The organism is Kitasatospora sp. NPDC004745 (assembly GCF_042873275.1).
GTDB lineage: Bacteria > Actinomycetota > Actinomycetes > Streptomycetales > Streptomycetaceae > Kitasatospora.
This window is the reverse complement of the sequence record NZ_JBIALK010000001.1, coordinates 135686-159753: the sequence shown is the minus strand read 5'-3', so window position 1 is coordinate 159753 and position 24068 is coordinate 135686. Positions and strand designations below refer to the sequence as shown.

25 protein-coding genes are annotated in these 24068 nt (G+C 71.6%); 12 read left to right on the top strand and 13 right to left on the bottom strand.

All coding sequences use genetic code 11. From position 1 onward, the window contains the following. The first annotated feature begins 37 nt into the window (after window positions 1-37). From ACFYUY_RS00540 to ACFYUY_RS00520, 5 genes are all read left to right on the top strand, one after another. Window positions 38-3232, top strand: a complete 3195-nt coding sequence (locus ACFYUY_RS00540) for an EAL domain-containing protein (RefSeq protein WP_360205005.1) — start codon at window positions 38-40, stop codon at window positions 3230-3232. 283 nt (window positions 3233-3515) lie between these two features. Then, the gene (locus ACFYUY_RS00535; protein ID WP_387896764.1) at window positions 3516-12119 is read left to right on the top strand and encodes a ricin-type beta-trefoil lectin domain protein; all 8604 of its coding nucleotides are present in this window, start codon (window positions 3516-3518) and stop codon (window positions 12117-12119) included. Window positions 12120-12151: 32 nt separating this feature from the next. After that, complete coding sequence (locus ACFYUY_RS00530) at window positions 12152-12481, top strand: hypothetical protein (RefSeq protein WP_360204999.1); 330 nt, start codon at window positions 12152-12154, stop codon at window positions 12479-12481. A 232-nt stretch (window positions 12482-12713) separates the two neighbouring features. Continuing rightward, window positions 12714-13106, top strand: coding sequence for a hypothetical protein (locus tag ACFYUY_RS00525; RefSeq protein WP_360204997.1), 393 nt, complete (start codon window positions 12714-12716; stop codon window positions 13104-13106). A gap of 79 nt (window positions 13107-13185) precedes the next feature. Continuing rightward, the gene (locus ACFYUY_RS00520) at window positions 13186-13557 is read left to right on the top strand and encodes a hypothetical protein (RefSeq protein ID WP_387896762.1); all 372 of its coding nucleotides are present in this window, start codon (window positions 13186-13188) and stop codon (window positions 13555-13557) included. 116 nt (window positions 13558-13673) lie between these two features. On the opposite strand, the gene ACFYUY_RS00515 is transcribed toward ACFYUY_RS00520, so the two are convergent. Next, complete coding sequence (locus ACFYUY_RS00515) at window positions 13674-14033, bottom strand: DoxX family protein (RefSeq protein ID WP_360204991.1); 360 nt, start codon at window positions 14031-14033, stop codon at window positions 13674-13676. A 44-nt stretch (window positions 14034-14077) separates the two neighbouring features. Further along, on the bottom strand, window positions 14078-14584 hold the full coding sequence (locus ACFYUY_RS00510) for a cupin domain-containing protein (protein WP_387896760.1): 507 nt from the start codon (window positions 14582-14584) through the stop codon (window positions 14078-14080). An 81-nt stretch (window positions 14585-14665) separates the two neighbouring features. On the opposite strand from ACFYUY_RS00510, the gene ACFYUY_RS00505 reads away from it, so the two are divergent. The 3 genes from ACFYUY_RS00505 (at window position 14666) to ACFYUY_RS00495 (ending at window position 16854) form a co-directional block, all read left to right on the top strand. Further along, the gene (locus ACFYUY_RS00505) at window positions 14666-15517 is read left to right on the top strand and encodes a LysR substrate-binding domain-containing protein (protein ID WP_360204985.1); all 852 of its coding nucleotides are present in this window, start codon (window positions 14666-14668) and stop codon (window positions 15515-15517) included. A 91-nt stretch (window positions 15518-15608) separates the two neighbouring features. Next, the gene (locus ACFYUY_RS00500) at window positions 15609-15983 is read left to right on the top strand and encodes a hypothetical protein (protein WP_360204982.1); all 375 of its coding nucleotides are present in this window, start codon (window positions 15609-15611) and stop codon (window positions 15981-15983) included. A 433-nt stretch (window positions 15984-16416) separates the two neighbouring features. Continuing rightward, on the top strand, window positions 16417-16854 hold the full coding sequence (locus tag ACFYUY_RS00495; RefSeq protein WP_387896758.1) for a hypothetical protein: 438 nt from the start codon (window positions 16417-16419) through the stop codon (window positions 16852-16854). Between the two features lie 78 nt (window positions 16855-16932). Here the strand turns inward: ACFYUY_RS00495 and ACFYUY_RS00490 are convergent, their stop codons facing one another. The 7 genes from ACFYUY_RS00490 to ACFYUY_RS00460 all read right to left on the bottom strand — a co-directional run bounded on the left by ACFYUY_RS00490 (window position 16933) and on the right by ACFYUY_RS00460 (window position 20921). Further along, window positions 16933-17178, bottom strand: coding sequence for a multiprotein-bridging factor 1 family protein (locus ACFYUY_RS00490; RefSeq protein WP_387896756.1), 246 nt, complete (start codon window positions 17176-17178; stop codon window positions 16933-16935). Between the two features lie 219 nt (window positions 17179-17397). Beyond that, entirely contained in the window at window positions 17398-17778 is a 381-nt protein-coding gene (locus tag ACFYUY_RS00485) for a VOC family protein (RefSeq protein WP_360204974.1), read from the bottom strand. Window positions 17779-17894: 116 nt separating this feature from the next. Continuing rightward, the gene (locus tag ACFYUY_RS00480) at window positions 17895-18329 is read right to left on the bottom strand and encodes a VOC family protein (protein ID WP_360204971.1); all 435 of its coding nucleotides are present in this window, start codon (window positions 18327-18329) and stop codon (window positions 17895-17897) included. A 132-nt stretch (window positions 18330-18461) separates the two neighbouring features. Then, complete coding sequence (locus ACFYUY_RS00475; protein ID WP_387896755.1) at window positions 18462-19433, bottom strand: DUF4331 family protein; 972 nt, start codon at window positions 19431-19433, stop codon at window positions 18462-18464. Between the two features lie 92 nt (window positions 19434-19525). Further along, window positions 19526-19762 carry a DUF397 domain-containing protein gene (locus ACFYUY_RS00470; protein WP_387896753.1) on the bottom strand — a complete coding sequence of 79 codons (237 nt, stop codon included), beginning with the start codon at window positions 19760-19762 and terminating at the stop codon, window positions 19526-19528. A 92-nt stretch (window positions 19763-19854) separates the two neighbouring features. Then, window positions 19855-20043: a DUF397 domain-containing protein gene (locus tag ACFYUY_RS00465; protein WP_387896751.1), complete on the bottom strand. Its 189-nt coding sequence runs from the start codon at window positions 20041-20043 to the stop codon at window positions 19855-19857. Then, a complete protein-coding gene (locus ACFYUY_RS00460; protein ID WP_387896749.1) occupies window positions 20040-20921 on the bottom strand; it encodes a Scr1 family TA system antitoxin-like transcriptional regulator in 882 nt (293 codons plus the stop codon). Before ACFYUY_RS00460 ends, ACFYUY_RS00465 begins: the two co-directional genes overlap by 4 nt. 120 nt (window positions 20922-21041) lie before the next feature. Between ACFYUY_RS00460 and ACFYUY_RS00455 the strand changes: the two genes are divergently transcribed. Together ACFYUY_RS00455 and ACFYUY_RS00450 are read left to right on the top strand one after the other, a co-directional pair. Continuing rightward, window positions 21042-21554, top strand: coding sequence for an ATP-binding protein (locus tag ACFYUY_RS00455; protein WP_360204956.1), 513 nt, complete (start codon window positions 21042-21044; stop codon window positions 21552-21554). Continuing rightward, complete coding sequence (locus ACFYUY_RS00450; protein WP_360204954.1) at window positions 21544-21705, top strand: hypothetical protein; 162 nt, start codon at window positions 21544-21546, stop codon at window positions 21703-21705. Before ACFYUY_RS00455 ends, ACFYUY_RS00450 begins: the two co-directional genes overlap by 11 nt. A 51-nt stretch (window positions 21706-21756) precedes the next feature. On the opposite strand, the gene ACFYUY_RS00445 is transcribed toward ACFYUY_RS00450, so the two are convergent. From ACFYUY_RS00445 to ACFYUY_RS00430, 4 genes are all read right to left on the bottom strand, one after another. After that, entirely contained in the window at window positions 21757-22143 is a 387-nt protein-coding gene (locus ACFYUY_RS00445) for a hypothetical protein (RefSeq protein WP_360204951.1), read from the bottom strand. A gap of 60 nt (window positions 22144-22203) precedes the next feature. Continuing rightward, window positions 22204-22341, bottom strand: coding sequence for a hypothetical protein (locus ACFYUY_RS00440; RefSeq protein ID WP_360204949.1), 138 nt, complete (start codon window positions 22339-22341; stop codon window positions 22204-22206). A 176-nt stretch (window positions 22342-22517) separates the two neighbouring features. Beyond that, complete coding sequence (locus ACFYUY_RS00435) at window positions 22518-22916, bottom strand: SgcJ/EcaC family oxidoreductase (protein ID WP_360204946.1); 399 nt, start codon at window positions 22914-22916, stop codon at window positions 22518-22520. A gap of 34 nt (window positions 22917-22950) precedes the next feature. Beyond that, on the bottom strand, window positions 22951-23355 hold the full coding sequence (locus ACFYUY_RS00430; protein ID WP_360204943.1) for a helix-turn-helix domain-containing protein: 405 nt from the start codon (window positions 23353-23355) through the stop codon (window positions 22951-22953). Between the two features lie 24 nt (window positions 23356-23379). On the opposite strand from ACFYUY_RS00430, the gene ACFYUY_RS00425 reads away from it, so the two are divergent. Together ACFYUY_RS00425 and ACFYUY_RS00420 are read left to right on the top strand one after the other, a co-directional pair. Next, window positions 23380-23772, top strand: coding sequence for a DUF4440 domain-containing protein (locus tag ACFYUY_RS00425; RefSeq protein ID WP_360204941.1), 393 nt, complete (start codon window positions 23380-23382; stop codon window positions 23770-23772). A 54-nt stretch (window positions 23773-23826) separates the two neighbouring features. Beyond that, window positions 23827-23967 (top strand): hypothetical protein, encoded by a 141-nt coding sequence (locus ACFYUY_RS00420; RefSeq protein WP_387897478.1) that lies wholly within the window; start codon window positions 23827-23829, stop codon window positions 23965-23967. Window positions 23968-24068: the final 101 nt, after the last annotated feature.

Here is a 24068-nt window from a genome sequence, read left to right as displayed (position 1 = left end):
GGAACGGCCGGGTGATGTCGCGGAGGAGGTAGCCCCGTTGACTCGTCGGCGCCAACGCCTGATGGCCGTCTACCTGGTGTGGATGGTGCTGTTCACCGGCATCTACTACGCCAACCCCTCGCAGCGGATCATCTGGTGGACGGGCATCGGCCTCGGCGGCGTCGCCGCCATGGTCGTCGGCGTCCGCCTCAACCGCCCCGCGCACGCGATGCCCTGGTACCTGCTCGCACTCGCCAACCTGAGCTTCACGGCGGGCGAGGTGGTGCAGGCGATCCAGCTGAACATCCTGCACCTGGACAACCCCTTCCCGTCCGTGGCGGACGTCTTCTACCTGGCCGAGTTCGTGCTGTACGCGTTCGGCGTGCTCGGCTTCATCCGGTGGCGGACGGCCCATCAGGACCGCGCCGGGCTGCTCGACGCACTGATCCTCACCATGGGCCTGGCGCTGCTCTCCTGGATCTACCTGATCCTCCCGTACGCCCGGAACCAGGACCTCACCTGGATCCAGAAGGCCGTCTCGATCGCCTACCCGCTCGGCGACGTGGTCGTCCTGGCCCTGCTGCTGCGCCTGCTCACCCCCCGCGGCGGCAAGAGCCGCTCGCTGCAGCTGCTCACCGTGGGCACCCTCGGCATCCTGGCCTCCGACGTGCTCTACGGGCTGATCCAGCTGCACGGCACCTGGCACATCGGCACCCCCGTCGAGCTCGGCTGGGCCGCCTTCTACACCGCCTGGGGCGCGGCGGCCCTGCACCCCTCGATGGTCGAGCTCACCAAACCGGTGCCCACCCAGCAACCCGACCTCAGCCCGGGGCGGCTGCTGCTGCTCACCCTGGCCTCGCTGGTCGCCCCCGCGATCCTGATCATCGAGTCGCTGGCCGGCAACACCAGCAACGCGGGCGTGATCGGCGCCTTCTCCGCGCTGATCTACCTGCTCGTGCTGGCCAGGCTGGCGGTCGTCGTGGTCGCCCGCAGGGAGGCCATCTCACGCGAACGGGCGCTGCGCGAGGCGGGTGCCCGGCTCACCGCGGCCGTCACCGTGGAGGAGGTCGCGGACGCCGTCCAGGCCTCCGCGTCCACCCTGATGCCCGCCGAGGCCGGGCACGTCGCGCTGCTCGCCGTGACCGAGGCCGGGGTGCTGCACGTCCGGCACGCCGAACGCGGCCCGGCGCAGCACCACCTCGGCCCCACCTCCGACTCCGACGAGGTGCTGGCGCTCGCCGCCTACCGGGAGACCCGCTTACTGCCCGTCGAGGACATCGGCACCGACCTGGCCACCCGTCTCGACGGGATGCCCTCGGCCCTGCTCTGCCCGCTCACCCTCGCCGAGCGCCCCTCCGGCGACCCTCTGATCGGCGCCCTGATCGTCACCGGCACCGACCAGGAGCTGACCAGCCTCTGGAGCTCGCTGGAGATCCTGGCCGCCCAGGCCGCCCTGGCCGTGGAGCGCGTCATGCTCAGCCAGGAGGTCAACCGCCGCAACAGCGAGCTCTACTTCCGCACCCTGGTGCAGAGCGCCAGCGACGTCATCCTGATCCTCGACGCGGACGACGGCGTGCGCTACGCCTCCTCCTCCGCCGAGCGGGTGCTCGGCTACCCCGGACTGCACGGCAGGCTGTTCACCGACCTCGTCCCGCCCGAGGACAGCCGGTCCGTCGGCAAGGCGCTGGCCCGGATGCGGGGGCCAGCCGACCCGCCGTCCGGCGGCGTCGCGGGCCGCGAGTCGCGCGAGCAGCCGCGTGAACACTGGCGGCTGCTGCGGCAGGACGGCACCCCGATCGAGGTCGAGGTCCGCTTCAACGACCTGCGCGCCGACCCGACCGTCCTCGGACTGGTGCTCACCCTGCGCGACGTGACCCAGCAGCGCCAGATGGAGCGCGAGCTCACCCACCGGGCCTTCCACGACTCGCTGACCGGCCTCGCCAACCGGGTGCTGTTCCAGGACCGGGTCGGCCACGCGCTCTCCCGCGGTGAGCGCAGCGGCGCCGTCACCGGCGTCCTCTTCATCGACCTGGACGACTTCAAGGTGGTCAACGACACCCAGGGGCACGCGGTCGGCGACGAGCTGCTGGTCGCCGTCTCGCTGCGGATCTCCACCGCGCTGCGCACCTCGGACACCGCGGCGCGGCTCGGCGGCGACGAGTTCGCCGTACTGGTGGAGGACGCGCTGCGCCCGGGCGACGTCGACGCGATCGCGGACGGCGTGCTGGCGGTGTTCGGCGAACCGTTCAAGCTCAGCGCGGGCGCCGTCCGGGTGACGGCGAGCATCGGGGTGGCGACCACCGAGGACAGCGTGGACGCCGCCGAGCTGCTCACCCACGCCGACCTGGCGCTCTACTCGGCGAAGGCGGCCGGTCGCCGCCAGTGGTGCCACTACCAGGCGGCCCTGCAGGCCGGGCTGGTCGAGCGGCACGAGCTGAACGAGAACCTGGACACGGCGATCGCCGAGGCGGCCTTCCAGCTGTACTACCAGCCGATCGTCGACCTCGCCACCGGCGACCTGGTCGCCTTCGAGGCCCTGGTCCGCTGGCCGCACGACCGGCGCGGCATGGTGCTGCCCGACGAGTTCATCTCCCTCGCCGAGGAGAGCGGCCAGATCGTCCCGCTCGGCGCCTGGGTCCTGGAACGCGCCGCCCTGGAGGCCGCCGCCTGGCACGCCGCCAGCTCCGCCGCCCGGGCCAGCAGCGGCCGGCCCCCGCTGCGGGTCAACGTCAACGTGTCGGCCCGCCAGTTCCGCGACGCCGGTTTCGTCGACGTCGTCCGCGACGTCCTGCGGACCTCCGGAATCGACCCGCACACCCTCGTCCTCGAACTCACCGAATCCGTCCTGATGCGCCGCGACGACCGCGTCCACGCCGACATGGCCACCCTCGGACAACTCGGCGTCGGCATCGCCATCGACGACTTCGGCACCGGATACTCGTCACTCTCCTACCTGCGCGAGTTCCCGATCTCCATTCTCAAGATCGACAAGTCCTTCATCGACGGACTCGGACTCTCCCAGCAGCAGTACGCCCTCGTCGAGGGCATCGCCCGCATCGCCGACACCCTCGGCGTCAAGGTCATCGCCGAGGGCATCGAGCACCCCGACCAGCGCGACCTCCTCGCCGCCATGGGCTGCCCCTTCGGCCAGGGCTACCTCTTCGCCCGCCCCATGACGGCCGACCAGGCCCGCACCCTCGTCCTGGACACCGTCCCGACCCGCGGGCTGAGCCGGCGGCACGGCCGGGGCTGAGCGGGACTTTCCCATTCGCCGTTCTTCTTTCGCCTTTCTTCATGCGGCCGGGCATTTCTGACGGACAGTCGATTCCTGCCGCCCGGAATCGATTCCAGAGCGTGAGTGATCCGTTACGGAATCGTCATCCTGATTGGTAACTGAGTGTCCGCTGAGCGTGAAAGATTGACCTCGGCTTTAACCAGGCCATTCCAAAGACCGAAATTCTCTTGAGAGAGACTTGATGGCACGACGTTCTCAGGCCTCGTCCGCATTCGCGGCCGGGGCCTTCTCCACGCGTCGAATGCGCCCGATATCGGCGCTCCTGACGCTCGGCCTGCTGGTGCAGGCCGGTGTGGTGGTGGACGCGGTGACAGCCGCCCCCGCCTCCGCCGCCCCCACTCCCCCCGCCCCGCCCGCCGTCCCGGGCACCGAGGCACCCGACGAGGCGTCGGCCCTGCTCGCGGCCCGGCTGCAGAAGCGCCGCATCGAGGTCACCGGCGCCCGGACCGAGTTCTCCACGGTGTGGGCGAACCCGGACGGCACGCTGACCTCCGACCGCTCCACCGGGCCGATCCGGATGAAGGTCGGCGACGCCTGGGTGCCTGTCGACACCACCCTGGTGCAGACGCCCGACGGCAAGGTCGCACCGAAGGCGCACCCCGGCGGAGTCGTCTTCGAGGGCGGCGACGCCGGCGTGACGGTGGGCGACAGCCTGCCGGGCGCCGCGGCGACCCCGGGCGCACCGAACGCACCGAACGCACCGACGGGAGCGCCCTCGGCGGCCCCGAGCGCGACGCCCGGCGCAGCCCCGACCTCGGCCGCGCCGACCACCGCTGCGCCCACGGCCACCGCCACCACCGGCACGCCCGGCGCGACCGCCGCCCCGAGCGGGACGCCCTCGGCCACGCCGTCCGCGTCGCCGTCACCGTCCGCCTCCGCGTCGGCATCGGCATCGGCTGAGGCGACCCGCGCCTCGCGCGGCGCCGCCCGCGCGGCCGCACCGGCGGCCGACCCGCAGCCGGCGCCCGCGCCCGCTCCCGCCGAGCGCGAGCTGGTGAAGTTCGGCACGGGTGACCAGCAGGTCCGCTTCGGCTGGCTGGGCAAGCTGCCCAAGCCGAAGCTGGACGGCAACAAGGCGACCTACGTCGACGCCCGCCCCGGCGTCGACCTGGTGCTGGAGGCCACCCGGACCGGCTTCGAGCAGTTCCTGATCGTCAAGGACCGCTCCGCCGTGTCCCAGGCGGGCACGCTGACGCTCCCCCTGGACACCACCGGCCTGGACGTCGCCCCGCAGCAGGACGGTTCGATCCAGCTGCTCGACAAGGCGACCGGCAAGGCCGCGGTCAGGATCCCGGCCCCCGTGATGTGGGACGCCGCGGTCGACCCGGCCTCGCAGGAGCACCTGAACCGCGGCCCCGTCACCATGCAGGTCCGCGGTCAGGGCGCCGACACCGAGCTGGTGTTCACCCCCGACGCCGCGTTCCTGGCGAGCCCGAGGACGCAGTTCCCGGTCACCGTCGACCCGGTGGTCGACGTCGGCACGATCTTCGACACCTACGTCCAGACCAACGAGAACATCGACGCCTCGTCGTCGACCGACCTCAAGCTGGGCAGCTACGACGGCAAGGTCGTGGCCCGGTCGTTCCTGACCATCCCGGGCGCCTCGTTCAACGGCAAGCAGATCCTGGGCGCCACGCTCAACGTCTACAACTACCACTCGTCCTCCTGCACCGCGAAGCAGTGGGAGGTGTGGAACGCGTACGGCGCCAACTCCGGCACCCGCTGGGGCAACCAGCCCGGCATCGACCGCAAGTGGGCGACGTCCAACGACACCTGGGACGTCGACGGCGGTGACACCCACCAGTGCACCGCCCCCGACGGCTCCGCGTGGGCGAAGGCCGACGTCACCGAGATGGTGCGGTACTTCGCGCAGCACGACTCCAGCTACGGCTTCATGCTGAAGGCCGCCGACGAGTCCAGCAGCCTGTCCTGGAAGCGGTTCAGCTCCGCGGAGGGCGGCGCCCCGCCGTTCGTCTCGGTCACCTACAACACCGTCCCGGCCACGCCCGCGACCGTCGAGGTGCAGCCGTCCCAGCAGGGCAACCCGCGCTACACCTCGGACGCCAACCCGCGCTTCCAGGTGCAGGCGGCCGACCCCGACGGCGACCCGCTGAAGATCTACCTCGACCTGTGGCGCGGCGGCACGTTCATCGGCAGCATCGCCAAGGACACCCCGAACGGCGCCATCGCGACCGTCCGCCCCTCCGACTACGGCATCGCCAAGCTGGACGAGGGCGTGCAGTACTCGATCTGGGCCATGCTCGACGACGGCAAGTCCCGCTCCGGCTGGGTCGGCACCAACGTCGTGGCGGACACCGTCAAGCCCGGCACCCCGTTCGTCAGCTCGGCGGACTACCCGGCCGACGGGCTGTGGCACGGCACCGCCAACCAGGCCGGTTCGTTCACCTTCTCGCCCGCCCCGGGCACCGACGACACCGCGGCCTACGTCTACACCCTGGACGGCGGCACGCCGGTAACGGTCACCGCCACCGGCGCGCTGACCACGTCGATCACGCCGACCACCGAGGGCCGGCGCGTGCTCAGCGTGCAGTCCAAGGACCGTGCGGGCAACCTCTCCCCGCCCGCGACGTACACCTTCCAGGTCGGCCAGGCGGGCATGAGCTCGCCGGTCAACGGCACCCAGTCCGCGAAGCGCGTCAAGCTCGCGGTGGACGCGCAGGCCCAGTTCAAGCGCGTCGTCTACCAGTACCGCCGCGGCCCCGGCGCCACCGAGTACGCCGTCCCCCGCACCAACCTGACCAAGGCTGACAACACCGCGGTCTCCGAGGACAAGCCGCGGCTCGCGGACCTCGGCCCGCACGCCAACTGGAGCGTCCTCGACACGCTCGGCCAGGTCGGCGGCGTCGTCCAGGTCCGCGCCCTCCTCTTCCCCGAGGACGGCTCCGGCAGCGGCTACGCCACCGTGTGGAACACCATCACCGTCGACCGCAACGCCGACGGCGCGGCGGGCGCGGGCATCGGCCCCGGCTCGGTCAACCTGCTGACCGGTGACTTCTCGACCGACGTGACGGACGTCAACGAGTTCGGCATGTCGGTCAAGCGCGCGGCCTCGTCGCGTGACGCCGGCCGCGGCTGGCAGCCCCAGGGTGAGCGCCTGACGCTCAACCAGCGCCAGGTCGGCACCGACCTGACCGGGTTCACCGCCGGTCAGGCGACCCTCGCCCGTTCCACGGCCCGCGGTCACGACAACTCGACCGACTCCCTGCTGGTCGTCCCGGCCAGCTCCGGCTGGGACTCCTTCGCCGCGCTCGGCCCCGAGTACACGCTCGGCCAGGGCATGCAGCCCGGCAAGACCTACCGCCTCACCGGCTGGATCTACGTCCCCGGCGCGACCGGCCTGGACAACCCGCTGGCCAACCGCGGCCTGCGCATGGTCGGCGTCTACCGCACCCCGGCCGGCTACGGCGAGACCGCGTCCCCGAAGGCCTCGTTCACCGACGGCTGGCAGCAGCTGACGCTGGACATGACGGTCCCGAAGGACGCCACCGAGGCCTGGTTCCGCCTCTACAACGGCAACGCCGCGGGCAGCGGCAAGGAGGTCTTCTTCGACGACCTGTCGCTGAAGGAGATCGTCGCCCCGTTCGGCCCGCAGTGGGCCGGCGGCCCCGACGCGGGCACCGACGCGGACTTCCGCGCACTGTCCTTCCCGCAGTCCGACCTGGTCGAGATCAAGGGGAACGACGAGTCCTCGCTGACCTTCGCCAAGGGAAGTGACGGCAGCTTCTTCCCCGAACCCGGCGCCGAGGCGATGTCCCTCAAGGCCGTGCCGGCGAAGTCCGGTGCCGTGGTCCTGTCGACCACGGGGCAGTGCCTCGAGGTCCCGAACGGCGCCGCCGGGAACGGTGCCCGGCTCCAGCCGGCCGCCTGCACCGGTGCGTCGAACCAGCAGTGGACCCGCGGGGACGACCTGACCCTGCGCCTGCTCGGCTACTGCCTGGACAACCCCTGGGGCCAGACCGCCAACGCCACCCCGCTCACCCTGTGGGGCTGCAACGGCGGCGACAACCAGCAGTGGGAGGTCCGCACCGACGGCACGGTCATGAACCGTCACTCGGGCCAGTGCCTGGACGCCGACAAGGGCGCCTCGATCTGGGTCTGCTGGGCCGGCCCCAACCAGGTCTGGGACATCCAGACCGCTGGCACCACGTACGAGCTGACCGCTCTGGACGGTGCGAAGTCCGTCTTCGCCCGCCAGGCAGGCTCCACCATCTACCAGCTGGTCAGCGAGATCGGGTCGGACCCCTCGTCGACCACCCGCTACCAGTACGACACCTCCGCGGGTCGCTCACTCGTCAAGCGCGTGATCCCGTCCGTCGAACCGGGCGTCGACGACGTCAACGGCTGCACGGTCGACCCGCTGCCTCGCGGCTGCGAGGTGATGGAGTACGACTACGCCAAGGCGACCACCGCCACGTCCACGAACCCGGGTGACTACCTGGACCGGGTCCGCGGCGTGAAGGTCTGGTCGTGGAACCCGGCCACCTCCAGGCAGGAGCCGGTCGAGGTCGCGCACTACGCGTACGACGACAAGGGCCGCCTGGCACAGGTCTGGGACCCGCGACTGGCCACCCCGCTGAAGACCACGTACGCCTACGACGACGCCGGCCGGGTCACCCGGATCGGCGCCGCCGGCGAGCTGCCGTGGAGCTTCGACTACGGCAAGGCCGCCGCCGACCAGGACCCGGGCCGTCTGCTCAAGGTCCGCCGCGGCACCCTCGCGCCGGGCAGCAAGGACCAGGTCAACGGCGAGAACGCGACCAGCGTCGTCTACGACGTGCCGCTGACCCGCGGCGCCGGCGGCCCGTACGACCTGTCCGGTGGGGACGTGGCCACGTGGGCACAGACCGACGCGCCCACCGATGCCACCGCCGTCTTCGGCCCCGAGGACGACCCGGGCACGAACACCGCCTCGGCCGCCAAGCCGGGTGCGGACGGCTACAAGCCGGCCACCGTGCACTACCTCAACGCCTCCGGCAACGAGGTCAACACCGCGACCCCGTCCGTCACCCCCGGCGGTGACATCGACACCAAGGAGTACGACCGGTACGGCAACGTCCTCCGTGCCCTGGAGGCCACCAACCGCTCGCTCGCGCTCGGCACCCACCCGGACACGGACAAGCTCGCCGCCGAGCTGAACCTGCCCCAGATCCCGGCCGACCTCACGGCCGCCGACCTGAACGACGAACAGAAGGCCCGCAAGGCCGAGATCACCAAGTCCCGGGCGCGCCTGCTCGACTCCCGCACCGCCTACTCGGCGGACGGCCAGGACGTGGTCGACACGCTCGGCCCGGTCTACCGCGCCTCACTGGCCGAGCAGGTCAACGGCCAGACCAACCCGGCCGTGGTGACGGGCGAGGCGGAGAAGCTCCCCCAGCTCGGCACCAACACCAAGGTGCAGACCGACAACGACTGCTGCGGCGTCACCTGGTCCGGCGGAGCCCAGCTGGGCGTCCGCGGTACGGCCATGGGTGCGTTCGACGCGATGCGCGTCACCGTTCCCGAGGAGGGCGACTACGTCCTCTCCGGCCAGCTGACCAAGAACAGCGACCACGGCGTCGTCCAGTTCGCGATCGACGGCAAGGACGTCGGCCAGCGGATCGACACGTACAGCGCCAACGCCGTGGTGGCCCCGTACACCACCGGCGCGGCGGTGAAGCTGACGCGCGGCGACCACGAGGTCAAGGTCACCGTCGTCGACACCAACGCGGCCAGCGGCGGCGAGCGGTTCCACGCCGGGCTCGACACCGTCACCCTCACCAAGGCGACGGTCAACCCGACCCTGGCGGCCGGCACCTCGGTCGTGGCGCGCGACCACAACACCGTCACCTACGACGAGGGGAAGCCCGACGGCCGGGCCTACCACCTGGCCACCACCTCCACCGACGGCGCCCGGATCGACGGCTACGCCGACGATGTCGAACTGCGCGTCACCAAGCACGGCTTCGACCCGGTCATCGGCGGCACCTCCGGGTGGACGCTGCGGGCGGCCACCTCGGTGACCACCGACGCCCTGGGGGCCAAGCTCACCTCGACGGTGCGGTACGACGCCCTCGGGCACGCGCTGGAGTCGCGCAAGCCCGGCTCGACCGGCAGCGACGCCGGGACGGTCAAGTCGGTGTTCTACACCGCCGGGGCCAATCCGGACGACGCCGCGTGCGCCAACCGACCCGAGTGGGCCGGCCTGCCCTGCGTCACCATGCCGGGCGGCGCCGTCACCGGGGCCGACGCCTCGCGGATGACGACCACCCTGCCGGTGAAGCGGGTCACCCGCTACTCGGCCTTCAACGAGCCCGAGGAGATCACCGAGAACAACGCGGGCAAGTCGCGGAAGACCGTCACCGGCTACGACAACGCCGACCGGATCACCTCGGCCGAGATCACCTCCGACGAGGGACTCGCGCTCCCGAAGGTCACCACGGAGTACGACCCGGCGACGGGCGACATCGTCAAGACCACCGCGGGCGGCAAGTCCCTGACCAGGGTCCTGGACCAGCTCGGCCGACTGATCTCCTACACGGACGCCGACGGTGGCACCACCACCACGGAGTTCGACAGGTTCGGCAAGCCGGTGAAGGTGAGCGACCCGACCGGGTCGACCGCCTACGCCTACGACCGGGCGAAGGAGCCCCGCGGGCTGGTCACCTCGGTGACCGACAGCGTCGCGGGTGAGTTCACCGCCAAGTACGGACCGGACGGCCAGCTCGTCGAGCAGACCTACCCGGGCGGGATCGTCCGCAAGGACACCTTCAACGCCGTCGGCGAAGCCACCGGCCGGAGCTACGTCCGCACCTCCGACAACGCCGTGGTCTGGACCCAGACCAGCGACGTCTCCACCCAGGGCCAGGTGGCCAAGGACACCAGCTCCACCGCCACCCGCTCCTATCAGTACGACCGGCTCGGCCGGCTGGTGAAGGCCGAGCAGACCACGGTCGCCACGGGCTGCGTCACCCGCCAGTACGCCTTCGACGCCCACTCCAACCGTCTGTCCAAGCAGACCTCCCCGCGCGGGGCGGCCGGCGAGTGCAGCACGGCCGGGGCCACGGCGGAGAACCACACCTACGACAGCGCCGACCGGCTCACCGACGCCGGGTTCGTCTACGACGCCTTCGGGCGGACGGTGAAGACGGCCACCGGCGCGACCAACACCTCCTGGGCGAACGACCGCGTCGCCGCCCAGGAGAAGGGGGACACCAAGCAGGAGTGGGCCGTCGACGCCGCCCACCGTCTGACCGCGTTCACCACCAGCAAGAAGCAGGCGGACGGCTCCTGGGCCAACGCCACGTCGAAGCTGAACCACTACGGCGACGACTCCGACGAGGTCCGCTGGACGGTCGAGGACACCACTCAGGGCAACCTGACCCGCAACGTCTCGGGGCCGGACGGCGACCTGGTCGCCACCACCAGCAGGACCGGTGACGTCCAGCTGCAGCTGACCAACCTGTTCGGCTCGGTGGTCATCACCACGGACACGGCACTGGCCAAGCCGGTGGTGCTGGACTTCGACGAGTTCGGCATCCCGCAGGACGGCCAGGCGGGCGTCCGCTACGGCTGGCTCGGCGGGAAGCAGCGCTCGGCCGAGGCCCAGGACGGCGACATCCTCATGGGTGCCCGTCTCTACAGCCCGGCGCTCGGCCGCTTCCTGCAGGTCGACCCGGTTCCGGGCGGCAATGCCAGCGCCTACGACTACTGCACCGGCGACCCGATCAACTGCACCGACCTCGACGGCAACTGGGGCATGCCCAAGTGGCTGAAGAAGACGGTGGAGGTCGTCGCCAAGGTGGCGGAGGTGGCGTCGTACATCCCCGGCCCCATCGGTGCCGTCGCGGCCGCCGTCTCCTCGGTGTCGTACGCCGCCACCGGGAACTGGGCGAAGGCCGCCGAGATGGCGGTGACCGCCGTGGCGGCGACCGTCGGCGCCGGCCCCGTGGTCAAGGCCGCGGCGACAGCCGTGAAGTCCACCCGGGCGGCGTCCCGGGTGGAGAGGGCCGCCAACACCGCACGGAAGATCTTCCGCCGAACGGGCTGCAACTCGTTCGAACCGGAGACGCCGGTCCTGATGGCCGACGGAACGTATCTGCCGATCAGCGAGATCCAGGTCGGCGACTACGTCGCGGCAGCTGACCCGGAAACCGGCGAAACCAAGGCCCAGCCCGTCCTCGCGGTCTACACGAGCTTCGCCCCGAAGCACATCGTCGAGATCGGTACGGACACCGACCCGGCCTCGCCGGGCATCCGGGCGACCTCCTACCACCCGGTCTTCGTCGAGGGCCGTGGATGGGTCAACGCGGCGGACGTCCGGATCGGCGACCAGCTGCAGGGGCCGAACGGCACGCTCAGCACGGTCACCTGGGTGCACGACGAGGGCGACCTCGACGAGCAGCTCGTCTACAACCTGAACGTCGGCAACGCCCACACGTACTTCGTGGCCACCGGGTCCGACGACGTCCTGGTCCACAACAGCAGCGACACCTGCCCGATCGTCCGGGTCCACCCGACGTCCCGGTCCGGCATGGCAGGGCCGGGGCCGTACGCACGCTTCGGAGTCGTCTGGCCCAAGGGAATGTCCCGCTCGTTCGGCCCGATCAAGGCCAAGATCGACATGATCGGCCGGAAGTACGGCTGCCATGCGTGTGGCAGCAAGACCGACCTCACCTCGAAGGGTCACCACATTCCCGACCACATTCCCGCGGTTTCCGTCAACCGGCGCGCAGGGGGAAATCTCCCCACGATCCTGCTCCCGCACTGCACGGTATGCTCGGCAAAACAAGCGAGGTTCATGTCGAGAGTCTCGAACGCAATCAAGAAGCGGCGAGCCGGTCGCTGATGAGATCGCACGGATCAAGCGAAGGGATGTAAATGAAGCTCTTCATTCGGGCTCTCATCGTCGGCGAGATCGACGAGGAGCAGGTGCCCCAGATCACGGCTGACGCCCTGGACACCTTCAACCACAACCCGTTCATCGTGTTCGCCGACGGCTGGGAGATCGAGATCGGCACGACGTCCGACCTCGAGGGTGATGCCACCTGGCAGCCCGGCATCGAGAAGTCGACGTACTACCTGGACTGCTCCCCCGTGGGCGAGCAGTCGTGGCCGGAGATCCATGCCGCGCTGGACAAGCTCCGCCAGGGCTTCGAGGCGGCCGGCACCCGGCTCACCTGGCAACTCGTCGACCAGCTCGCCGAGTAGCGGTTCCTGAACAGGTGAAGGCGGCACCACCGTTTCGGTGGTGCCGCCTTTCGCACGCCCGACAGGTACGCGGCCTGACCGGCGGAGGTGCGGGGACGCCGCCGGTCGGCGTCCCCCTCACGCCGGCCCGACGCCGTCCGCCGGGGCGTCCCCGATGCGCCCGCTGTCACGCGGAGGGCGAATGGCGGCCCCGCGCGGACGACGGAATCAGGAACATCGACGAGGGGGCGGAATGGAACTCGAGGAGCTGGCCGAGCGGATTTCGGCCGCCGGATCGTCCGGGGGCGTGATTCCCGGCTTCCTGCCGATCGCGGTCGAGATCGATCAGGACGGTCCGGTGGTGACCGTTCACCTCGGCGGCCTGCTGGACATCGACCTGCGGCCGGCCGGGGACTGGTCCGACTACTGGTTCTTCTGCGGAGGATTCGTCTTCGAGGAGATGCCCGCCGAAGCGGCGATCGCCGCTGTGCTGGCGATCGCCCGGGGTGAAGCCCGTGTCCGGACCACCGGGAGGTGGATCTTCCGGGACCGGGTGCTGGAGCTCGACCTCGCCGGGGAGACCTGGCAGGCCTTCCGCCCGCCGCCCGACCGGACACCGCGGTGGGAGCAGCTCGTCGGAGAATAGAGAAGGCACCGCCCGGGCGGTGGTCGAGTGGCCCGTCGTGACTCCGCGACGGGCCGCTTCGCGAAGGAGGCGCAGGACCATGGGGCTGTCGATCCAGTTGGTGGACACCCGGCTGACCGGCGGCACGGCGCGCCGGGCGAAGGCGAAGGGCGGGCGGAGGGCGAGGCGGCACGTCGTTTCCGACATCGTCGACCACCTTCCGGAGGACGGGGAACTCGCGGCGGTGCTGGCGGCGGCGGGCCGGGACACGGTGCCGACATTGGCTCGGGTCGATCCGTACGACGACACGGAATTCGACCACTACTTCTGCGAACTGGCGCTCGCCGAACTCGACCGCGTGGCCGGGCTCCCGCTCGCCGCGGCGGAGATGGCATTCGTCCGCGAACTCCGCGCCCTGATCCGGCGGGCCCTCGCGGAGCCCGCGTACGTCGTCCGGTTCATCGGCGACTGAGCGTCTGGGCGGCCGGGCGCTCGGGTGCCCCGGGTGCCCGGCAGCCCGGCTCCCGGTCCGGCCATCAGAGGCCGTCGAAGGCCGTCAGAGGGCCGTCAGAGGCTGCCAGAGGGCCGTCAGAGGCCGGTGGCCGGCCAGACGGCCACGGCCGCGGTGGTGACGAGCACCAGGTTGAGGGCGATCCGCCGGTCCCCGCCGGTCAGGTGGACGGCGATCGCACAGGCCTGGAGGAGCACCAGGCCCGCGGCCGCGGCCACGGCCAGCGGGGGTGCCACACCGGTGAGCGGCGGCAGGACGAGCCCGGCCGCGGCGAGCACCTCGACCGTCCCCAGGGCCCTGAGGGCGGGCAGGGGGACGCGGTCGACCCAGGCCATCATCGGGCGGAGCCGGTCGGGGCTGCGGAACGCCTTGAGCGCGCCCGCGTAGAGGTAGAAGAGGGCGAGTGGTCCGGCGAGGACCCAGTAGGCGGTGGTCATGGCTTCCGTTCTCGGGCCGCCTGTCAGCGGGCCCGTCGGCTGGTTCAGGCGCGTTCGGTCGCGGGCTCGGTCGCGGGCTCGGTCGCGTAGCGGCTCATGGCGTCGAGGTTGGCCTGGGGCGTCAGCGGCCGGCCGCCGTCGAGCGACTCCCGGAGGTCGCGGAAGTACTGCACGTACAGGTCGGGGGTGAACGTGCTGAGCATGACGGCGGGTCGGTCGGTCGGGTTGGCGAAGGTGTGCGGGGTGCCGGGCGGGACCACCACGAGCGTGCCCGCGCCGGCCTCGTGCTCCTCGTCCCCGACGGTGAACCGCACGGTGCCGGAGAGGACGTAGAAGCCCTCGTCGTGCCGGGCGTGGCGGTGCTGCGGCGGCCCCTGGGTGTGCGGGGCGAGGACGGACTCGGCGATCGCGAGGCGGTGCCCGGTGTGGCTGCCGTCCTCCAGGACGCGCATCTGCGTGGTGCCCAGGACGATCGTCTCGCCCTCGCCGGGGCGCACCACCGAGAGGGCGGGGGCGGGCTGCGGGGTGTCGGTCGCTGCTTCTTCGGTCATGTCCACCAGTGCACCGCCGGGAGTCCGCCGGTGTCCAAGACCCGTCCCGCGGAGCCGATACCGGGTGGGTATCGTGGCAGCGTGGAGCTGCGAACCCTGCGCTATTTCGTGGCCGTCGCCGAGGAACTCCACTTCGGCCGGGCGGCCACCCGACTGCACATGAGTCAGCCGCCGCTGAGCCGGGCGGTCAGGCGGTTGGAGGCGGAGGTCGGGGCGCTGCTGTTCGACCGCTCGCCGAACGGCGTCACCCTCACCGCCGTGGGCGCGGTGCTGCTCGACGAGGCGCGGGCCCTGCTCGACCACGCCGACCGCGTCCGGGTGCGTGTGGGTGCGGCCGCCGGCACCGCGACCGTCACCGTCGGCATCCTGGGTGACGGCAGCGACCCGGGGGTGTCCAGGCTGGCCGCCGCTTTCCGCCGGGTCCATCCGGGCGTCGACGTCCGCGTCCGCGACACCGACCTGACCGACCCTACGTGCGGGCTGCGCGCCGGGCTGGTCGACGTCGCCCTGACCCGGGCGCCGTTCGACGAGACCGCCCTGACGGTGCGTGCGCTGCGCAGCGATCCGGTGGGCGTGGTGCTGCGCGCCGACGATCCGCTGGCCCGCCGCGACCGGCTGCGGCTGGCCGAGCTGGACGACCGCCGCTGGTTCCGGTTCCCGCCGGGCACCGACCCGGTCTGGCAGGCGTACTGGCACGGCGGCGCACCGCGCGAGGGCCCGGTGGTGCGCGGCGTCCAGGAGTGCCTGCAGGCCGTGCTGTGGAACGGCACGGTCGGGCTGGCCCCGCTCGGGCACGACCTGCCCACGGAGTTGACGGTGGTGCCGCTGGCCGACATGGGGCCGAGCCGCATGGTGGCGGTGTGGAACGAGGGGGACGCCGACCCGCTGGTCCGGTCCTTCGTCGAGATCGCGACGGCCGCCTTCCGCCGCTGAGCGCCGGCGCCGGCACCGGCACCGGCCGACCCCTCGGGGCAGCCGGACGCCTCCGCGGCCGGACGCCGTGGCAGCCGGATAGCGTGGCGGCATGACGGATTCCCTGCGGCACCCCCGGCCCGGTATCACGTGGGACTGGTGGGCGGTCGACGCCGACGGCTTCCTCGTGCGGTTCGGCGACGGCCCGGCCCCCGAGGCGCTGCTGGCGCACGTGGACCGCGTCGACGCCGCGGCCACCTGGGCGGAGGAGCACCGCCCCACGTGGTTCGGCCGGGCCCCGCTGCCGCCGCTGCACGCCTTCGACGCCGACGGCGTGTTGCCGACCTACACCCGGCACGGTGTCCCGGACTCCCCGTTGCGACTGGCCGACGCTCCCGCGGTGATCGCGGACGTCGCGTCCCTGGTCCGCCTGAAGCGGGCGGTGGGGGACGCCTGGACGATCCACCTCGACGAGGGCTGGGTCTAGGGCGTGTCTTTCGGATCACGTCGGATCAGCGGGCGTCGTTGGGGTGCGTGCATCGGCGGCGCCGAGGAGGGAGTCCATGCGGTGGGGGCACCTCCCGGCCGCCAGGCTGGGGGCCATCGGCGACTGACGAGAAGCTGGCGTGGGGGTACCCCCGGCCGAAGGCTGGGGGAGTGCGTGCCCCGGCGGCGACCGCCTGGCGTGATCCGAAAGACACGCCCTAGGACCGCCCGCCGGGTGCCCGCCTCGGGCCGGCGGAAAACCGCTGGTGGGCACGGTCCCGATCGGAGGAGGATCCTTCCCGTACGTACACGGGTGAGGGGAAGGCCATGGGCCGCCGACCACCGGCGGCGCCTGCACGAGGTGGTGGCGCACCGGCGCCGTTGCGGCCCGGACGGTCACGGTGGTCGCGGAATCCGGAAGGTGGGCAGCAGGGTTGAGCGGTTCGGAGCTGGTGGAGGCCGTGCGGCGGGCGGCGGACGTCGGGGTCTGGCGCGGCGACGGCGGCGTCGTCGAGGAGGCGATCGAGAACATCGAGTACTTCTGCGCCCCGCGCGGCGGGTCCGGTGCGGTGGGTGCCGGGGGCGCGGCCGAGCTGTCCGCGGTGCTGACCGGCACGATGGAGGCCTGGCTGCGGGACGCCGGGTCGGACGGCACGGGCAGGCCCGGTGTCGTCTACGCGTGGCACGACGACCAGGCGCGGCAGCTGCGGATGTCGTTCGTGTCCGGCACGCGCGCGGACCTGCCGTTCGGAGCCCGACTGCTGTTCGTCGACCGCGCATCGGACGTCGTGGCCGACTTCCTGGCCGACGGGTTCCGCGACATACGCACCCCGCTGAAGGTGTTCGCCCTCGAACTGGCCGGGCAGGCCTGACGCCCGCTCCCCCTCGTCGACGACCACGGGGCCGACCGCCGCCCGGAGTGGAACGTCGGGCGGGCCGACTTCCTGTGCTCAGGCGCCGGGGGTGGACTCCAGGGCCCGGGAGAGGGTGGTGAGGAGCGGCAGGGTGGGGATGGCGTGGCCGGCCTCGATGGCGCGGATCTGCGGCTCGGAGAGGCCCGAGCGGGCGGCGAGGTCGGCGGTGGTGAGGCCCAGCGCCGTGCGGCGGTCGCGGACGGCGTCCGCGAGGGCCGCGGCCGGGTCACCGCCGGGGTGGGCGGGGAAGTCCTCGATCAGGGGGCGGCTCGGTCTGTCCACGATCTCTCCTCGATGACCCACGGGGGCGCACAGCCTGACACATGGTCAGGTCGAGGAGGGCGAAGCGGTGGTCAAGGATTCTTGACCACCGCTTTGTCGTCCGGCCACTTGACGGGAAGGCCGGCCGCCGCGGCCGGAACGGCGGACGATCAGACCCTGCGGAGACTTCTTTCGACGATCCGGGTCGGCAAACGCCCTGGCATGCCACCCGGCCGACCGTCAGGGCGTGGCGGCGCGGTCGGAGGTGCTGCGCAGGACGCAGAACTCGTTGCCCTCCGGGTCGGCGAGGACGGCCCAGCCGGTGCCGTCGGGGTTGCGGTGGTCGCCGACGAAGGTGGCTCCGAGGCCCAGCAGGCGTTCGACCTCCTGGTCGCGCGAGGTCTCCGGGCGCAGGCACAGGTGGAGGCGGTTCTTGACCGTCTTCGGCTCGGGCACCTGGTTGAAGTACAGGACCGGCTCGTCGGCCAGCATCACCTGGACCTCCGGGTCACCGGGCCTGTCGTCCGGGTGGAGCGGGCGGCCGGTCACCGCGCTCCAGAACCGGGCCAGCCCGTAGGCGTCCGCACAGTCGATCACCAGGTTCTGCAGTACCGAGACCATGCGCCCGAGCCTTCCCGATTTCCGCTCCGGGCGCCACCGCTTCGCGCACGTTCCTCCCCGTCCGGCCCCGACGGCCGCCGAACGTCGGGCCCGGACGGGGAGGCGTGCGCGGCCGGTCAGTCGAGGCAGAACTCGTTGCCCTCGACGTCCTGCATCACGATGCAGGACTCGTTCACGCCGTCGGCGACCAGCACCTGCACGCAGACCGCACCGAGGGCGACGAGCCTGTCCCGCTCGGCCTCGAGGACGGAGAGGCGCTCCTCCCCCACGAGCCCGGTGCCGGCCCGCACGTCGAGGTGGACCCGGTTCTTGACGACCTTGCCCTCGGGCACGCGCTGGAAGTACAGCCGCGGCCCCTCGCCCGTGGGGTCCGTGCAGGCGAACGCCGCCCCCTGGCGCTCGGGCGGCAGCGAGCGGTCGAAGTCGTCCCAGCTGTCGAACCCGGCCGGCGGCGGCGGTACGACGTACCCCAGCACCTCGCACCAGAAGCGGGCGACGCGCTCGGGATTCGCGCAGTCGAAGGTGACTTGGAACTTCTTGATCGACGACATCGCTCCACCGTAGTGGCGTGCGCCGGTCAACGGGAACCGGTTTTTCCGGTACTCGCGGGGCCCGCCGGACCGTCCGGAGGAACGGCGGCCGCGGGGCGTCCCCCGGCCGCCGCCTCGCCGTGGGCGGGTCGGCTACCCGACCGGGTGCGGGTGGCCGAGGTGGGGGAAGGTGGGGAGGAGGTCGGTGTGCGGGGGGATGTGGTCGCTGGTGACCTTGCCGCCCGACACCATGGTGAGGCGGGCCGAGGTCACGTCGTCGACGAGGGTCCGCCCGTTGGGGTAGCCGGCCGGGCGGGAACGGTCGTAGCGCAGGACGTCGGGGAGGACGAGCTTGAGCGTCTCGGTGGCGGCCTCGGTGGTGTAGTCCCCCATCTGCTGGAGGACCGCCGTCCACGGCTCCCGGTAGAGCTCCCAGTCGTCGGCGGGCTCGCCGGCGTTGTAGGCGTCCTTGACCTCCTCCTTGTTGAAGTAGGCCGTGAGGGAGGGGTGGGCGCCCCGGTCGACCGAGACGAGCTGACCGTCCTGACGCAGGCTCACCCGTGCCCACACGCCGATGGTCGGGTCCGGGCCGAGCTCCTCGTCGGGGACCTCGATGGCGATGCCGAAGACGTTGGCCTCGGCCATCGCGTCCTTGCCGGTCCAGGTGAACTCGTTGGCGATCCCTTCGAGGTCGGCGAAGAAGGGGTCGCTGCGCAGGCCGACGGAGAGCTTGTGACCGTTCGCCTCGATGACGTCGGGCGCGTCCCCGAAGGCCACCGGGACGGAGTTGAACAGGACGTCCCCGGCGGGCTCGTGCTGCTGCGCGGCGGAGCCCGTGGAGCGGTGGACGGTCACGGTCTGGCCGCCCGCGCCGGAGGCCGGGTCGGAGAAGGTGAAGGAGTAGGCGACGTCGGCGAGGTTGTCGCCGTCGTTGTCGATGTTGATGCGGTAGACGGCGTCGGGGTGGAACTCGGCCGCCCGGGTCGGGGCGTACGGGTTCACGTTCATGATGAGGACGGTCCGACCCGACGCGTCGCTGCCCGGGAACGCGAACACGTCGGTCAGGTCGAGCCGCGCGTCGCCCCGGGGGGAGCGCAGGTGGGGGCCGCTGAGGTGGTGGGACATGGGGATGTCGTAGCAGGACGCGCCCGACACGGGACCGACGACACCCGTACAGAAGGAGCTTGTCCGCCGATTGGATCAGGGGCGGGACGGGGTCAGCGCGCGACGGCGAAGGCGAGGAACGACGCCCAGGCGTCGGGGCTGAAGGCGAGGTGGGGGCCGGAGGCGTCCTTGGAGTCGCGGACGAGGACGGCCTCGGTCGTCTCGGCGATCTCGACGCACGCACCACCCTCGTTACCGCTGTAGCTGCTCTTGCGCCACGCGATCTCGACGCAGTTCGCATCCTCGTTGGTGCTGTAGCTGCTCTTGAACCAGGTGACGTCGCTACGCATGGCTCCCCCAAGGATGGTGGGACGGCACGGTCAACCTGACGGTACGCCAACGACCCGCCGCCCGGAAGCGGTGGGTCGTTGAAAGGGTCGTTTCAGACCTCGACGGTCGCCGCGAACTGCACGAACGCCTGCCACGCGGCCGGCTCGAACACCAGCTGCGGGCCGCTCTTGTCCTTGGAGTCACGCACGTGGACGGCAACAGGCGTCGTAGCGACCTCGACGCACTCTCCGCCTTCGTTCCCGCTGTAGCTGCTCTTGCGCCATGCCAGCTCAGTGCTCATCGTTCTCCCAGGATCTTCTCGATCAAGGCCAGGGACTCCTCCGGGCTGTAGGCCTGCGCCCTGAGGATGCTGTACCGCGCATTCATGATCTGAACCTCATTCAGGTCCGTGATCAGCCTACTGCTCGTCTGAACCTCGATGTAGCCGTGCTGAGGTCGACCCTTGGGCGTAATCAGAATGAACGGCCCTCCCATTCCCGCATGCTCGGCCCGGTTCAAGGGCAGCACCTGAACGACCATTCCCCGGCTACGTCCGACTTCTAGGAGTCTGCGAAGCTGCGTGGCGTGGACTTCCCACCCTCCCAAAGGCCTTCGCAGAACGCTCTCGTCAATCACCCAGCTGAACAATCCTCGAGGCCAACGAGTCAGCACCTCCTGCCGCGCCATTCGCGCTGCTACCCGCAGCTCAATCACCTCCTCCGATAGCGGTGGCTGCCGCATCGCATAGACCGCACGCGCGTGCTCCTCGGTCTGGAGCAGCCCGGGAATGTCCAGGGTGGCGAAGTTGTGCGTTTCGATGGACACGACCTCCAGGGCCGCGTAGTCCCGGAACCAAGCGGGGTGCCTCAACCGAGCCTTGGCCCGTGCGTTCATCACGTCGTCCGTGGTGACAGCCAACAGGCCCCCGGCGTCGAGCAGTTTGTCGGTCGCGACCAGGAGCTCAGGCTGCGGCGTGCGCGTTCCGCGCTCGACCGCGCCGATCAGGTGCTCCCCGTAGCCAACCTGCTCGGCGAGTTCCTTCTGCGTCATCCCGGCACGCTCCCGCAGGAGCTTGATCTGCTTGCCGATCGCTCGGAAGAAGTCCGAGACCTCCCCCAGGTCCTCCGGCAGTTCCGTCCGCACCTCGTCGGCCGACTCGTTGTTTCGCGCTGCACCCATGGCGACCGCCCCACCTGCGTCTTTGTCACATGACAAAAAGCTGTCCGCACCTGCACAAGCACTCTCTGTGCTCGCCAGAACCATGGTCAGCGTACGTCCGTGCCGTCACGCTTTTCTCCCATGACGACCGAAATCCCCCTCGACAGCCCCCGTCGCCACACCACCACGCTCGCCGCCACCCCCAAGGGCGCGGCCGTCTGCCGACGCGTCGCGCGGCGCCAACTCACCTTCTGGGAGCTGAATTCGACGCACACCGAGCCCTACTACTCCGCGCTGCTGATCGTCGCGGAACTCGCCGCTAACGCGACTACCCATGGCCGCGTTCCGGGGCGCGGTTTCGAGCTGCACCTCTGCCTCACCACCACCGCGCGCCGGGGCACCACCCTCCGCATCGAGATCAGCGACCCGCGGGGCGACCGGCTCCCGGCCCTGCCGACCTCCCACGCCCCGAACTCCCAGTCCGGGCGCGGTCTCGTCCTCGTCGACGCCCTGGCCGACCGCTGGGGCACCATCCCCCGCCACCCCAACGCCAAGACCGTCTGGGCCGAACTCGACCTCGCCGAACTCGACCTTCCCGAGGCCGACTTCACCGAATCCGACCTCACCGTCACCGATGCCACCGATGCCGCCTGAGCCCCGCGATACGCCGCCCGGCGGCGCCACGCTCTGCACGATCCTGCCGTTCGCGCTCCTCCTCGCGCTGCTCGCCTGGATCCACCCCCTCACCGCGCCGCACCGGCCCGCCCCCACCCCGACGGCGACAGCCACCCCCACCACCCGCTGAACCAGAAGGGAGTGGGAAGTCGGCCTCACCGACTTCCCACTCCCTTGTGGTTCACCCAGCCTCACCGAAGCGGCGGAGGAGTTCACGCGCCCGGGCGCTGCCGGGGTCGAAGGTCTGGTAGGCCAGGTCCCCCGTGACCGCAGGCCCGTAGAGCCGGACGCCCTGGCACTCGAAGCAGAACGCGATCTCGAACAGCACCTGCTCGGGGAAGACCGGGTGCCGGCCCGTGTGCGCCCGCAGCGCGAAACCGGGGGTGAAGCAGCGCATCCGGGTGCCCATCGGAAGGGCGGCGACGTCCGCGAGCACCTCCCGGGCGTCCTCCCACCAGCCGATGGTCTCGCCGGGGACGGTGTCCTTCCACGCGTACCAGCCGAAGGGGTCGTCGATCCGTACGACCTCGAGGCGCTCGATCAGGTCCGCGGTGGTGGGCAGCAGCATTCGGGCAGTCTCCCACCCGGACTCCGCCGCCACCCCACCGCCCGCTACCGCCCACCGCCGCTACGGCGTCGCGGCGCGGATCTCGTCCAGCGACTCCCCCAGGACGGACTCGGCCCGGGTGAACCAGTCGGCGATGACGGCGATCTCGTCCGGGGTGTAGTCGGCGAACAGGGCGCCGATCCGCTCGTCACCACCCACCCGTCTCACACCAACGGAGGAGACATGAGCACACACGGCGACCACGACACGGGGCACACCGTCGCCGGCCGCAACCCGGCTCCCGCCCCGACCCCCACGTCGACCCCGGCACACGCTCCGACCGCCGTACCCGCAGCGGTCCCGACCCCTGTGCGGGACCGGCCGCGGATCGACGCCTAACCGGCGTGCACGCCGGTGTTCTGGCAGGCGTGCAGCAGCCACCGGCCGTCCTCGGCCCGCGTCATCACGTACAGCGGGGCGCCCTCCGAGTCCCCCTCGGGCGAGCGGTAGACCTGCCGGACCTTCACCGCCGCCACGTCCGGCCGCAGGAACTGCACGTGCGCCACCTCGTACGAGACGTCGCCGTCCCAACTCGCCCGGGGCAGGACCTCGCGGGTGAAGGCGGCGATCTCCTCGAAACCGATCAGCACCTTCCCGTGGGCGGTGGTCCACAGGGCGTCCGGGTGGAAGAGCGCGAGGAAACCCTCGGCGTCCTTGGCCCGCTGGGTGCGCTCGACGGTGGCGACGACCTCGGCAAGTGCCTTGAGGTCGGTGTCGGTTGATGTGTTCGTCATGTCGATCACTCTCCCCTCTCAAGCGCACTTGAAGTCAAGTCCGGCCGCCGGCACCACCCGCCAGCACCGCCCCCGCCCGGTACAGCTCCACCAGCAGCGGCCGCAGCGCCTCTCCGGCCGCCGTCAACCGGTACGAGGTCCGCACGGGGAAGCCGGCGATCCGCTCCCTGGTCACCAACTCCCGCTCCCCCAGCGACCGCAGGCGCTCGGCGAGCACCTTCGGGCTGATCTCCGGCAGCCGGCCGCGCAACTCCCCGTAGGACGCCGGCCCGTGCATCAGCTCCCGCAGCACCAGGGTCGTCCAGCGGCCCGACAGTGCCGCCAGCGCCACCTCCACCGGGCAGTCCTCCTGGGGCCGCGCCGTCCGGCCGCGCTCGTCCGGCACGAGTTCGGCGTCCCAGCGCCGCGGCCGCCCGTCGCTTCCCGTTTGGTGACCCACGGCGGGGCCGACTTCACTGCTCGCATGACTCACCCCACCAGCCTCACCCTCACCACCGACCCGGCACAACACCCGGCCGTCTTCGCCGCCGCCTTCAACACCGGGGACCCGGCCGTCCTCGCCCGGGTCTACGCGCCCGGGGCGGTCTTCGCCCCCGCCCCCGGTGCCGCCGTCACCGGCCCCGAACTCCACCGCGCCAGTGCCGGGTTCCTCGCCCTGGGGCTGCCGATCAGCGTCCGGACCCGGCACACCTACGTCGCCGGTGACACCGCCCTGCTCGTGGTCGACTGGACCATCGAGGGCACCGCCGCCGACGGCACCGCCGTCCACCTCGCCGGCACCGCCACCGACGTCGCCCGCCGCGGCCCCGACGGCCTCTGGCGCTACCTGATCGACAACCCCTTCGGCACCGCGTGACCCCGGGCCCACCAGCGGGCCGTCCACTGGCGGCTCCAGCCCGCCGCCTACGACCTGCCGGACGGCCACCGCCTCGCCCTGGTCGTCGACAGCCGCGACAAGCTGTACGCCTTCACCGGCACGCCGGACACCACCACCACCGTCTCCTCCCCGAACGGGGACGAGGCCGCGTTGCTGGAGCTCCCGCTCGGCTGACCGACCCCGACGGACGGGCGGCCCCCGCCGAGCCCGGGCTCGGCGGGGGCCGCCCGGCCGGCGGGGTCGGACCCCCCCTCCCCGGGAAGAACACGCTGCCC